We start from the raw sequence: 12,875 nt of genomic DNA, 5'->3' as shown, positions 1-12,875 counted from the left end.
ACCGTAACCGGACCCCGCCACTCACCCTCACTCCGCCGCACCGAAAGGACCGCACCATGAAGCTCCTGCTCGACTCCACCCGCTGCCAGGGCTACGGCCTCTGCCAGGAACCCGCGCCCGAGCTGATCGACCTCGACGAGTGGGGCTACGCGCAGGTGCGCGCGCACGACGTCCCGCAGGGCGACGAGGACGCTGCCGAAGCAGCCGTCGCCGCCTGCCCCAACTCCGCGCTGCGGCTGGTGAAGTGACATGGGACGTGACCTGTCGGCCCTCTTCGACCCCGTCTCCGTCGCCGTCGTCGGAGCCAGCGACGACCCGGCCAAGTACGGCCATGCCATCGCCGCCCAGGCCATCCGCGCGAACGGGCGCCGCCCCGTCCACCTGGTCAACCGCCGCGGCGGCACGGTACTCGGCCGTACCGCCGCCCGCAGCCTGAGCGCGATCGGCGAGCCGGTCGACCTGGCGGTGGTCTCGGTGCCCGCCGCCGGTTTCGAGGACGCCGTCGACGAGGCGCTGCGGTGTGGGGCGCGGGCGATCGTCGCGATCACCGCCGGGTTCGCCGAGACCGGCGAGGCGGGGCGCAGCCGCCAGCGTGCCGTGGCCGAACGCGTACGCGCCGCCGGAGCCGTGATGATCGGCCCCAACTGCCTGGGTCTGGCCGACAACACCACCGACCTCTTCCTGGCCTCCGACACCTTCACGCCCGGCGGCATCGCGCTGCTCAGCCAGAGCGGCAACCTCGCCCTCGAACTCCAGCTCCGCTTCGGCCCGCACGGCCTCGGCTTCTCCCGCTTCGTCTCGCTCGGCAACCAGGCCGACGTCACCCTCGTCGACCTGATCGCCGACTGCGCCCGGCACGAGGGCACGAACGCCATCGCGGTCTACGCGGAGGACTTCGCCGACGGACGCGCCTTCGCCGAGGCGGCCGCCGGCGCTGGGAAGCCCGTGGTGCTGCTCACCGCCGGACGCGGCGACGCCTCCGCACGCAGCGCCCAGTCCCACACCGGCGCGCTGACCACCTCCGCCGACGTCGTGACCGCGGCCTGCCGCGACGCCGGTGTGGAACTGGTCGCCACGCCCCGTGAACTCACCGTCGTCCTTGCCGCGTTGAACAACGCGCGACGGTCGGCCGGTCGCCGGGTCGCCGTGCTCACGGACGGCGGCGGGCACGGCGTGGTGGCCGCCGACGCCGTCGAGACGGCCGGCCTGACCGTCCCCGAACTCCAGGAGCCGACGCGGCAACAGCTCCGCGAGGCCCTGTGGGCGCAGTCGGCCGTCGCCAACCCGGTGGACCTCGCCGGAATGGGTGAGCAGGACCCCGGCTCGTACGCGGAGACCGTCGCCGCGCTGCTGGCGGCCGAGGAGGTCGACGCCGTGCTGATGACCGGCTACTTCGGCGGCTACGCGGCCTCCGACGGCGGGCTCGGCGGCGGAGGCACCGTGCTCGCGGACGGGGAACAGGCGGCCGCGCGCCGCATAGCCGCCCGGCACCACGCCACCGCGAAACCCCTCGTGGTGCAGTCGATGTACCCCGAGTCTCCCAGCTGCCGCACCCTCACCGCGGCCGGCATCCCGGTCTTCGCCGCCACCGAGGATGCCGCCCGCGCCCTCGCCGCGACGGCACCCCGCGCGCTTCACACCGGCGTCACGCCCCTTCCCCGGCCGACGTCAGCACTGCCCGAGAGCGGCTATCTGCAGACCCGCAGAGCCCTCGAGGCGGCCGGACTCGCCTTCCCCGCCGCCCGGGAGATCCACGACGAGGCGGAACTGCTGCCCGCGACCGAGGAGTTCACCGGCCCGTACGTCCTCAAGGCCCTCCACCTGCTGCACAAGTCCGACGCGGGCGGCGTGGCACTGGGCCTGGCCGGACCCGACGAACTGCTCGCCGCCTTCCGCGAGATGCACGCCCGGCTCGGCGCCTCCTCCTACTCCGTGGAGGCCATGGCGGACCTGACCGACGGCATCGAGCTGATCGTCGGCGTCAACCGGGACCCGCGCTTCGGCCCGGTCGCCATGGTCGGCCTGGGCGGAGTGCTGGCCGAGGCCCTGCACGACGTCGCCTTCACCCTCGCCCCCGTACCCGCCGACCGCGCCCTGAGCCTGCTGCGCGGACTGCGCACCGCCGCCCTGCTCGACGGGGTGCGAGGCCGCCCGCCCGTCGACGTCGCCGCGGCCGCAGCAGCCGTCGAGACGATCACGACGTTCGCCGCCGCCCACCCGGAGATCGCCGAGATCGAGGTCAACCCCCTGCTCGTCGGCCCCCACGGCGTCCTCGCCCTGGACTCCCGAGCCGTACTCGCCTGACCGGCACCGCCCCACCTGCCCCCCCCCCGCACGCCGTCCCGCCGACCGAAGAGGCTCCCATGGACATGCGCTACACCCCCGAACAGGCAGACCTCAAGCGCCGCGCCGCCGAGTACGCGCGCCTGCTCATGCGCTACGAGGACCAGTCCGAGCAGGCCGGCGGACCCCTGCCGCAGCAGCTCGTCACCGAACTGACCCGCGCCGCCATGGACGCTGGTGTCTACGCCATCAACATGCCCGCCGAGTGGGGTGGCGCCGGCCTCAGCCTCCTCGACCAGGTCATCGTCGAGGAGGAGTTCGGCAAGGTCACCAACTGCCTCTGGGACATCCCCTGGCGGCCCGCCAACGTCCTGGCGTACGGCGACGAGCGGCAGCGCGAGAAGTACCTGCTGCCGGTGATCCGCGCGGAGAAGTTCGACGCGTTCGCCGTCACCGAGCCGGGCGCGGGCTCGGACCCGTCCGCCGGCACCTCCACGGCCACCCGTACTGACGGCGGCTGGCTGCTCAACGGGGAGAAGTGGTTCGTCACCTGCGGCGACATCGCCGACTTCCTGCTGGTGCAGGCGGATGCCGGCCCCGAGCGGCAGCCCACGTTGTTCTTCGTGGACAAGGCCGCGCCCGGAGTCGAGATGACACGCGTCCCGCGCTTCATGCACTCCGCGGTCAACGGGCACCCCGAGTTCACGTTCACCGACGTCTTCGTGGCCGACGAGGACGTCCTCGGCGGCGTCGGCAACGGCTACGAGCTGACCAAGGAGTGGTTCACCGACGAACGCCTGATGATCGCGGCACGCACCGTCGGCGCCGCCGAGCGGGCCCTGCAACTCGCCCGTGACTGGGCCGTGGAGCGCGAGCAGTTCGGGGCGCCGATCGCGTCGTACCAGCTGATCCAGGGCATGCTCGCCGACTGCGCCGTCGACATCGCCGTCAACCGGGCCTACACCCACCAGGTGGCCTGGGAAGCCGACCAGCCGCACACCGACCGCAAGACGCTGCACGCCAAGGCCTCCACCGCCAAGCTCGCCGCCAGCGAGGCCGCCGGCCGGGTCGCCGACCGCTGTCTGCAGATCTTCGGCGGCCGCGGCTACGACCGCTCCTACGCCGTCGAGCGCATGTACCGCGAGCTGCGCGTCGACCGGATCTGGGAGGGCACCTCCGAGATCCAGCGGCTGATCATCGCCAACGAGCTGATCAAACGCGGCACGCGCGCCCTGGCCCTGCCCACGCACTGAAATCCGCCCGCCCCCGATCACCCCACAGCGAGGACTTCCATGGACTTCCGCCTCACCCCGCGCCAGGCTCAGCTGAAGGCCGACGCGCGCGCCCTCACCGACGTCATCGCCGCCTACGAGCTCCAGTGCGAGGAGGACAACGGCCTCCCCGCGAGCGCCCACGCCAAGATCCGCGACGCGGTCCTCGACGCCGGACTCCAGGCCGTGAACATGCCGGCCGAGTGGGGCGGCGCTGGACTCACCATCGCCGAGCAGGTCACCGTGCAGGAGGAACTGGGCCGGCTCACCGGCGCCCTGTGGGACATGGTGTGGCGCCCCGCCAACGCCCTCAGGTTCTGCACCCCCGAGCAGCGCGAGCGCTTCCTCGTCCCGGTGATCAGGGGCGAGCGGCGCGACTGCTACGCCGTCACCGAGCCCGGCGCGGGCTCGGACCCGCAGAACCTGGCCACCACGGCCACGAAGAACGACCACGGATGGGTGCTCAACGGCGAGAAGTGGTTCGTGACCGTCGGCGACCACGCCGACTTCATGATCGTGCTCGCCGCGGCGGGCCCGGACCGCGCGCCCACCCTGTTCCTCGTCGACAAGGACACCCCCGGCATCGAGATGACACGGGTGCCCCGCTTCATGCACACCTTCGTCTACGAGCACCCCGAGTTCACCTTCACCGACGTCCAGGTGGGCGAGGACGCCGTCCTCGGTGGCATCGGCGAGGGCTACGACATCACCCGCTCCTGGTTCACCGAGGAGCGCCTCATGATCGCGGCCCGCACGACCGGCGCGGCCGAGCGGGCCCTGGAGCTGTCGCGTGACTGGGCGGTGGAGCGGGAGCAGTTCGGGGCGCCGATCGCGTCGTACCAGCTGATCCAGGGCATGCTCGCCGACTGTGCCGTCGACATCGCCGTCAACCGCGCCTACACCCACCAGGTCGCCTGGGAGATCGACCAGGCCTCGGCCGAGGACCGCAAGACGCTGCACGCCAAGGCCGCCATCGCCAAGCTCGCGGCGAGCGAGGCCTCGGGCCGCGTGATCGACCGCTGCCTGCAGATCCACGGCGGCCGCGGGTACGACCGCTCGTACCCCGTCGAGCGGCTCTACCGCGAGCTGCGCGTGGACCGCATCTGGGAGGGCACCTCCGAGATCCAGCGGCTGATCATCGCCAACGAACTCATCAGGCGGGGCACGGGGGTTCTGGACCTGCCCGTCGCCTGACACCCGTACGTCGGCACAGATCGGAGAGGAAGACGGATGACCGAGATCGAGCGAGTGGGGGTCGTCGGCTGCGGCCTGATGGGCGCCGGCATAGCAGAGGTCTGCGCTCGCGCCGACGTGCCGGTGACGATCGTGGAACGCGACACGCAGGCGGCCCGTGCGGGCCTGCTGCGCATCACCCGCTCGCTCGACCGGGCCGTCGCACACGGCAGGCTCGACGCCGAACGACGCGAGGCCGCGGCGGCCCTGATCACCGTGGTCGACCAGATAGAAGCCCTGCACGACCACGACCTGGTGATCGAGGCGGTGCCGGAGGATGAGAGCCTCAAACTCGACGTCTTCACCCGCCTCGACTCCGTGATCAACGGCGACCACACCATCCTCGCGACCAACACCTCCTCCATCCCGGTCATCCGGCTCGCCACCGTGACCAGCCGCCCCGACCGCGTCGTCGGCGTGCACTTCTTCAACCCTGTACCGGTCCTGCGGCTCGTCGAACTCGTTCCGTCGCTGCTGACCTCGCCCACCACCACGGCACGGGCCGAGGACTTCGTGACCGGCACCCTTGGCAAGGAGGTGGTCCGGACCCGGGACAAGGCCGGATTCGTCGTCAACGCGCTGCTCGTCCCGTACCTCCTCGCGGCCGTCCGCATGCTGGAGTCGGGCAGCGCGACGGCCGAGGACATCGACCGCGGGATGGTCCTCGGCTGCGCGCACCCGCTCGGCCCGCTGGCCCTGACGGACCTGATCGGCCTGGACACCACTCGCGCCATCGCCGAGTCCCTGTACGCCGAGTTCCGCGAGCCGCAGTACTCACCCCCACCGCTGCTCTCCCGGATGGTGGAGGCCGGCCTGCTGGGACGGAAGTCCGGGCGGGGCTTCCACGTGTACGAAGAACAACAGCGTGGGGCCGCGACACCGGCGAGGCAGCGGTGAGGGAAAATGGCCAGGGCGTACGACCACCGAACGAGGGGAGCCGCAGGGTGTCCACGAAGGTGCGCACGGCAGACACACGCGAGCGCATCCTGACCGCGGCGTGCGAGGTCATCGCTGAGATCGGCTTCGAGAAGATCCGCATGCGCATGGTCGCCGAGCGGGCCGGTGTGTCCACGGCGCTGCTGCACTACCACTTCGACACGCGCGAGAAGCTGTTCACCGAGGCGATGACCCACTCCTTCGCCAACACCGCCCTCGACGTCGACCGCGACGCGGACACGGCGCCGGCGGCCGTCATCCTGGCCCGCGTCCTGCGCAACCTGCTGCCGACCGATCCCGAACTGCGCCAGGACTGGCGGCTGTGGCAGGAACTGTGGGCCAGGGCCCTGCGCGACGAGACCACCCGGACCTTCGCGGTCGACCTGTACGCGCAGCTGCACACCTGGGTGGCCGACGCGGTACGACGCGGCATCGCGTCCGGCGAGTTCACACCGACCGATGTGGACGACCTCAGCACACTCGTCCTGTCCCTGAGCGACGGCTACGGCATCCGCCTCATGCTCCGCGACCCGACGGTCACCCTGGACAGCGCCCTCACGGCCATCTGGCGTCAGGTGTCCGCGGCGCTGGGCCTGCCGGACTCGATACCGGCGGACTGACCTCCCACAGCTCGGGCACCCGGCCCCCGCCGGTGTGCATCCGGGTCGCCGGCGTCCGCAGCGCGGCGGCGAACGCCACCGGGCTGCGGAGGGACTCCATGTGGATGCCGGGGGATTCGCCGTTCACCTTCGCCTACAACACCTGCTGGTGGTGCCGGCGCGGCCTGCAGACCGCACAGGACCCCCGTGTCGGCTTGGCTCAGAAATCGAACATGTGACCTAATTGAAGATATGGAGCACGCCCCCTTCCCGTCCGACCTCCTGCAGCTCCAGGCGGACTGGCACCGCACGTACGCAGCACTCGCCGCGCCGCACCCACTGCACCCCACCGCCCTGCGCCGCCGCTTGCTGGCACTGTCCGGGCGGCTGCTGTGGCATCCGTACTGGTCCGGCCCGGCCGGAACGCCGGCGGCACGGGTGGAGCTGCGCCGCCGGGCTCGCGCCCTGGAGCCGCTGCCATGACGATGCACCTGGTTTGCCTCCAGTTCGTGGCCGGCGGCCCGATGGTCACGGGGGAGTGGGCCGACGGCGCGACCGCCCGCCGCACCTGGCGCGACTGGGTCGGGCTGTACGGCAGCGACGAGAAGGTGGTCATCCGGCTCGCCGAGAACGCGGACGGCGGCGAGCGGGTGCTGATGGCGTGGAAGCGGGGGCATGCGGTCGAGGCGAGCTCGGACGGGCCCGTCGCGACGGAGAGTTATATCCACACATCCACACATCGGCACAGCGGCACAACGGCACGTCGACACTGCACCGACGCCCCCGGCAGCACCCCGCCGGTCGACCTCAGGCCGCCCCGCCCCCTGGTCTACGATCCAGCCCCCTCACCGGAAGGCGGTCTCCATGCCCATGCCGAGCCTGCTCGCGGTCTTCGCTCATCCGGATGACGAGTCGTTGTTCGCCGGGGGAGTTCTCGCCCGTCACGCGGCCGCGGGTGCGCGCGTCGGTGTTGTCACGGCGACCTGGGCGGCCGACACCCCGCGTGCCGCGGAGCTGGCCGATGCGCTGCGCATCCTCGGGGCCGGGGCACCACGCATGCTCGGGTACGCCGATGCGCGCGTGCCTCAGTCGGCCCCGGGTGGTGCGCGGTTCTGCGATGCGCCGCTCGACGAGGCGGTGGGGCGGTTGGTGACGCACATCCGGGACTTCCGTCCGGAGATCATGGTCACCCATGACGCGTACGGTGGGCTGACCGGCCATCCGGACCACGTGCACACTCACCGGGTGGCCGTGCTCGCGGCCCAGGCGGCCGGACTTGAGCAGCTCTACCCCGATGCGGGTGCCCCCTGGCAGCCGCGTGCCCTCTACCTGGCCACGCACCCGCACTCCGCCGTGCCGGCGCTGAGGGATGTGGTGGGAGTGCACAAGGCCGTGTACAGCGTTCCGGATGAACGGGTCACCGCGACCGTCGACGTCGGTCCCTGGATGGAACAGAAGATCGCCGCCGTACTGGCTCATCGCACCGAGGTGGAACGGGGAGCCGTACCCGGCCTGATCGCCGGCCTTTCCCAGGAGGCTCAAGAGCGGCTCTTCTGTACCGAGTGGTACATCCGGCACAGCCTCGACTCCGCGCCGGCCGCCCGGACGGAACTGACCGTCTGAGTCGCGTACGGGGTGACCCTGGTGATTCGTGTAATCCATAACGATCTTGGCTGAAACCTTGCGTTATTCCGGGCCGCCTCTAGCCTCCCGACATGGCTTTTCTTTCAAGTCGCCGCAAGCGGGCACGCCTCGCCCCGGAACTCGACGACCAGGACCTGGGCAGGTTGCTGAAGTCCCTGCTGGCGACCACGAGGACCGGAACGATCGCGACGACGGACCTGTGCGCGGCGCAGATCTCCCGGCTCCTGGACCAGGAGCCGGGAGACTGGGACCGCCGGACGCACCGCCTGGGCACCCTGGCGGACTTCCTGGCCGACTCGCATCTGCCGCGGTCCTGGGCCACGCGCGAGCCACGCAACGCGAGCGCGCTCGTGCTGCACGCGTGGACCCAGCTGGCGCGTGCCCGCGCGCAGGGGCGCCCGGAGGACACGGGCGACGCCACGGACGCCTGTCTCCGTGCCGCCGACATCGCCCCCGAGGACCCCACTCCCTGGGTGGTGCTCCTGGGGTTGGCCCGCCTGCAACGCTGGGAGCAGCCCCAGGTGTTCGGCGTGTGGAACGAGGTACTCGCGCGCGATCGCTGGAACCGCGAGGCCTACCTGAGCATGCTGGGCTATCTCACCCCGGAGGAGGCGGGCTCCCGTATCCAGGTCCTGGACTTCGTGGACGCCCTGTGCGCCCGCATGCCGGCCAACGCGCCCTGCGCGGTCACGGAACTCACCGCCCAGGTCCTGCAGTACCAGTCCGTCCTCGGCCGGGGTGGATTCGAAGCACTGGTGGCGCGCAACCACTGGTCGCAGGCGATGGCCGCCCAGGCACTCGACCGCGTGGCCCGGACCTGGGTGCAGCCGGGATTCCTGCGCCATGCCAAGGCTCTGGCCGACCTCAACGTCCTGGCCTACGCGCTGATGGCCGCCGACCGGCGCCACGATGCCCGTCCGGTGTTCGAGGCCCTCGGCGGCACCGTCACCGGGTGGCCCTGGCAGGCCGGCGGCGACCCTCTGACGGAGTTCGACCAGGCTCAGCGGAGGGCCACCGCCGGGCAGTGATCCGACGCCCGCCGCACCCCCAAGTCCTCGGCGCCGCAACCCGACCGCCGGTTGGGCCACACCGTGGCACGATGGTGGTGAGCATCACCTACTGAGGGGGTGTGGGGCATGGCCACATCGGAAAGGGCACCTGCCTCAGGAACCCACCACCCGGGGTTGCGCCGCGAGATCGGCTTCGTCGGGCTCATCTGGGCCTCGGAGGGGTCGATCATCGGATCCGGGTGGCTGTTCGGTGCTCAGACGGCACTGGCGGCGGCCGGGCCCGCGGCGATCATCTCCTGGGCCATCGGCGGCGTCGCCATCCTGATCCTGGCGCTGGTGCACGCCGAACTCGGCGGCATGTATCCGGTCTCCGGCGGCACCGCCCGCTTCCCGCACTACGCCTTCGGCGGGGCCGCCGGGGCCTCCTTCGGCTGGTTCTCCTGGCTGCAGGCGGCCACCGTGGCACCCATCGAGGTGCTGGCGATGATCACGTACGCCCAGCACTACTCCTGGGCGAGCGGCTGGGAGAAGATCCAGGGCGGCGAGCACGTCCTGACCCCGACGGGCATCGCCGTCGCGGTCGGTCTGATGGCGGTCATCACGGCCATCAACTTCCTGAGCATCCGTCTGCTGGCCCGCACCAACAGCGCGGCCACCTGGTGGAAGGTCGGCGTCCCGCTGGTGACGATCTTCGTGTTGGCCGTCGCCCAGTTCCACACCAGCAACTTCACCGCGGCCGAGGGATTCGGCCCCTACGGGGCCAAGGGCATCCTGTCCGCCGTTTCCACCAGCGGCATCATCTTCGCGCTGCTCGGCTTCGAGCAGGCCGACCAGCTCGCCGGCGAGAGCGCCAACCCCAAGCGGGACATCCCGCGGGCCGTGATCGGATCCATCGTCCTCGGCATCATCATCTACATCCTCCTGCAGGTGGCCTTCCTCGCCGCTCTGCCCGCGTCCCAGATCGGCAGCCACTGGGCCACCTCCGCGTTCACCGCCCTGAGCGGACCGTTCGCCCAGGTCGCGACGCTCATCGGCCTCGGCTGGCTGGCTACGGTCCTCTACCTGGACGCCGTGGTCTCGCCCGCCGGTACCGGTCTGATCTACATCACCGGCTCCTCCCGGGTCTCGTACGGCCTCAGCCGCAATGGCTACGTGCCCACCGTGTTCGAGACCACGAACCGGCGCGGCGTCCCGTGGGTCGGCCTGATCACCGCGTTCGTGATCGGCTGCATCTGCTTCCTGCCCTTCCCGAGCTGGCGCTCCCTGGTCGGGCTGATCACCAGCGCCAGCGTGCTCATGTACGCCGGTGCCCCGCTGTCCTTCGGCGTGTTCCGCAACCGTCTGCCGGGCGCCCACCGCCCCTACCGGCTGCCCGGCGGCAGCTGGATGTCGCCGCTGGCCTTCGTCGTGGCCAACCTGCTGATCCTGTGGTCCGGGTGGGAGACCGACTGGAAGCTCGGCGTCGCCATCCTCATCGGCTACGTCATCCTGATCGCCAACCGCGTGTTCAAGATGAACCCGATCACGCCCCAGCTCGACCTGCACGCCGCGCAGTGGCTGCCGGTCTACCTCGTCGGCATGGGCCTCATCGTCTACCTCAGCGACTTCGGGCCCCTCAAGCACCCCTGGTTCCCGCTCTGGTGGGACATCGGCGTCGTCGCCGCGTTCAGCCTCCTCATCTACTACTGGGCCCTGGCGGTCGCCCTGCCGACCGAGAAGATCCAGCGCATGGTCGACGAGGTCGTCGTCCCGGAGGAGGAGACCATCCTCTGACCGTCCGCCACCGAAGGCTCTGACGGTCCGCCACCGCACGCGTCAAGCCCGTCCGTGTGCCTCCTGCGAGCGCCGCGACAGCGAGTCGATGACCACCGCGGCGAACAGCACCCCGCCCGTGATCACGAGCTGGACGGCGGTGGGGGTGTCCGTGAGCGCCATGCCCGACGCGATCGACTGGATGACCAGGATGCCGAGCACCGCGGACCACGTCGTACCGCGCCCTCCGAACAGGCTGGTGCCGCCGATCACGGCGGCCGCGATGGCGTTGAGCAACAGCACCCCCGAGCCTGAACCCTGGCTCACCGAGGTGATGCGCGAGGCCAGGAACAGGCCGCCCAGCGCGGCCATGGTGCCGGAGACGGCGAGCACCGCGGTCTGCACCAGCAGCACGCTGAGACTGGCCCGGCGGGCCGCTTCGACACCGCCGCCCAGGGCGTAGACCTGCCGTCCGTAATGCGTGCGGCGGAGCAGGATGTCGAGGCCGGCCACCACCACGAGGAAGATCAGGAGGGCGAGTGGCAGACCCTGGAACTGGTTGAGCACGTAGGCGGCGGCGAAGGTGATCACCGCGAGAACCGCCGTACGTACAGCGATGCCCCGGAACGAGCGGTACGGCATGCCGACGGCCTTGCGGCGCCGTCGGTCCAGGTAGGACCCGAGGAAGACCATGCCCGTGCCGACGGCCGCCAGACCGTAGGCGGCGGCGTGGTTGGTGAAGTAGTGGCTGGTCAGCTTGGCGACGAGTCCGTTCTCGTCGAGGTTGACGGTGCCGCTCGTCCCGAGGACGGCGAGCATGACGCCGTTCCAGGTCAGCAGCCCGGCGAGGGTGACGACGAACGCCGGGACCCGGATCTTGGCGAAGGAGAAGCCCTGGATGGTTCCCGCCAGGGTCCCGGAGAGCAGCGCGATGATGAGCGCCAGCCATTCCGGCACGCCCTGGTTCACGTTCAGGACGGCGAAGACCGCCGCCGCGAGGCCGCTGATCGAGCCGACCGACAGGTCGAGTTCACCGAGAAGCAGCACGAAGACGATGCCGACCGCGATCATGCCCGTACCCACGATGTCCACGCTCAGATTGGACAGGTTCCGGGGGGAGAGGAAGTTCTGGTTGAGGGACTGGAAGATGATCCAGACCAAGGCGAGGACGAGGATGACGGGGAACGAGCCCACTTCGCCGGCGCGCAGCTTGTGGCGGAAGACGGCGGTCCCGCGCTCCAGGGCCCGGGTGACCGCCCGCATGCGCCGGGGGGCCTCGGTGGTGGGTGCGGAGGATTCGGTTCGCGTGTGGTCCGCCATGTCGTGCATCCCTTTCACCACCCCGACTCCTGGTGAGCCATCCGGCGGGGCACGTTTTCCGTGGCACCGGTGATGGAGGAGATGATCTGTTCCTGGGACGCGGTGTTCACGTCGTAGAACCCGTTGTTGCGGCCCAGCCGCAGCACGGCGGCCCGGTCCGCGAGGGCTTTGACGTCTCCCAGGTTGTGGCTGATGAGCAGCACGCCCAGACCGCGGTCGCGCAGCCGGTCGACGAGGTCCAGGACCTCGGCCGTCTGCTCGATTCCCAGCGCCGCGGTCGGTTCGTCCAGCAGCAGGACCCGCGGCTCACCGAGGAGGGAGCGCGCGATGGCGACGGTCTGCCGCTGGCCGCTGGACAGGGAGACGACGGGGCCGCGCAGATCGGGGATGCCCCGGGTCAGCCGCTCCAGCAGGCGTCTGCTGCGGCGCTCCATCTCCACCTCGTCGAGGAACCCGAACCTGCGGATCTCCCGGCCGAGGAAGAGATTGCCGACCACGTCGAGGTTGCCGCAGAGCGCCAGGTCCTGGTAGACGGTGGCGATGCCGAGGGCGCGGGCGTCATGGGGACGCCTGATGGTGACGGGGCGGCCCTCCCACTCGATGGTGCCCTTGTCCGCGGGGGCGACGCCGGAGATCACTTTGACCAGGGTGGACTTGCCGGCCCCGTTGTCGCCCAGGAGAGCGAGGACCTGGCCGGCGTGGATCTCCAGCTCGATGTCCGTCAGGACGTCGACGACACCGAAGCGCTTGCACACGCCGTGCAGCGCCAGCAGCGGGGGAGCCGGCACGAGAACCATCTCCTTCCCGGGGCACGGCCGCGGTCGGGC

Annotated in this window: 13 protein-coding genes; 11 read left to right on the top strand and 2 right to left on the bottom strand. The window is 71.0% G+C overall.

Annotation, left to right across the window (positions count from 1 at the left end; translation table 11 throughout):
- The first annotated feature begins 56 nt into the window (after window positions 1–56).
- The 11 genes from ACFYZZ_RS26905 (at window position 57) to ACFYZZ_RS26855 (ending at window position 10,749) form a co-directional block, all read left to right on the top strand.
- Entirely contained in the window at window positions 57–248 is a 192-nt protein-coding gene (locus ACFYZZ_RS26905) for a ferredoxin (protein WP_389180803.1), read from the top strand.
- A gap of 1 nt (window position 249) precedes the next feature.
- Window positions 250–2,304, top strand: coding sequence for an acetate--CoA ligase family protein (locus ACFYZZ_RS26900; RefSeq protein WP_389180800.1), 2,055 nt, complete (start codon window positions 250–252; stop codon window positions 2,302–2,304).
- A gap of 59 nt (window positions 2,305–2,363) precedes the next feature.
- Complete coding sequence (locus tag ACFYZZ_RS26895; RefSeq protein WP_389180797.1) at window positions 2,364–3,536, top strand: acyl-CoA dehydrogenase family protein; 1,173 nt, start codon at window positions 2,364–2,366, stop codon at window positions 3,534–3,536.
- Window positions 3,537–3,575: 39 nt separating this feature from the next.
- Window positions 3,576–4,748, top strand: coding sequence for an acyl-CoA dehydrogenase family protein (locus tag ACFYZZ_RS26890; protein WP_389180795.1), 1,173 nt, complete (start codon window positions 3,576–3,578; stop codon window positions 4,746–4,748).
- Window positions 4,749–4,784: 36 nt separating this feature from the next.
- Window positions 4,785–5,684, top strand: coding sequence for a 3-hydroxybutyryl-CoA dehydrogenase (locus tag ACFYZZ_RS26885; protein WP_389180792.1), 900 nt, complete (start codon window positions 4,785–4,787; stop codon window positions 5,682–5,684).
- A gap of 47 nt (window positions 5,685–5,731) precedes the next feature.
- Window positions 5,732–6,343, top strand: a complete 612-nt coding sequence (locus ACFYZZ_RS26880; RefSeq protein WP_389180789.1) for a TetR/AcrR family transcriptional regulator — start codon at window positions 5,732–5,734, stop codon at window positions 6,341–6,343.
- Between the two features lie 231 nt (window positions 6,344–6,574).
- Complete coding sequence (locus ACFYZZ_RS26875) at window positions 6,575–6,805, top strand: hypothetical protein (protein ID WP_389180786.1); 231 nt, start codon at window positions 6,575–6,577, stop codon at window positions 6,803–6,805.
- On the top strand, window positions 6,802–7,230 hold the full coding sequence (locus ACFYZZ_RS26870; protein WP_389180783.1) for a hypothetical protein: 429 nt from the start codon (window positions 6,802–6,804) through the stop codon (window positions 7,228–7,230). The genes ACFYZZ_RS26875 and ACFYZZ_RS26870 overlap by 4 nt, the downstream gene beginning before the upstream one ends.
- Window positions 7,187–7,945: a PIG-L family deacetylase gene (locus ACFYZZ_RS26865; RefSeq protein ID WP_389180780.1), complete on the top strand. Its 759-nt coding sequence runs from the start codon at window positions 7,187–7,189 to the stop codon at window positions 7,943–7,945. Before ACFYZZ_RS26870 ends, ACFYZZ_RS26865 begins: the two co-directional genes overlap by 44 nt.
- Window positions 7,946–8,037: 92 nt before the next feature.
- On the top strand, window positions 8,038–8,994 hold the full coding sequence (locus tag ACFYZZ_RS26860; RefSeq protein WP_389180777.1) for a hypothetical protein: 957 nt from the start codon (window positions 8,038–8,040) through the stop codon (window positions 8,992–8,994).
- 108 nt (window positions 8,995–9,102) lie between these two features.
- A complete protein-coding gene (locus tag ACFYZZ_RS26855) occupies window positions 9,103–10,749 on the top strand; it encodes an APC family permease (RefSeq protein ID WP_389180774.1) in 1,647 nt (548 codons plus the stop codon).
- A gap of 42 nt (window positions 10,750–10,791) precedes the next feature.
- Here ACFYZZ_RS26855 and ACFYZZ_RS26850 read toward each other — a convergent pair whose 3' ends face one another.
- Both ACFYZZ_RS26850 and ACFYZZ_RS26845 read right to left on the bottom strand, forming a co-directional pair.
- Window positions 10,792–12,057: a sugar ABC transporter permease gene (locus ACFYZZ_RS26850; protein ID WP_389180771.1), complete on the bottom strand. Its 1,266-nt coding sequence runs from the start codon at window positions 12,055–12,057 to the stop codon at window positions 10,792–10,794.
- A 5-nt stretch (window positions 12,058–12,062) separates the two neighbouring features.
- Window positions 12,063–12,845, bottom strand: a complete 783-nt coding sequence (locus ACFYZZ_RS26845; RefSeq protein WP_389180768.1) for an ATP-binding cassette domain-containing protein — start codon at window positions 12,843–12,845, stop codon at window positions 12,063–12,065.
- Between the last annotated feature and the right edge of the window lie 30 nt (window positions 12,846–12,875).

It is taken from the genome of Streptomyces sp. NPDC001816 (assembly GCF_042892235.1).
Classification (GTDB): Bacteria; Actinomycetota; Actinomycetes; order Streptomycetales; family Streptomycetaceae; genus Streptomyces.
Note: the sequence above shows the minus strand (reverse complement) of the source record. Positions and strands in the feature narration are given on the sequence as shown.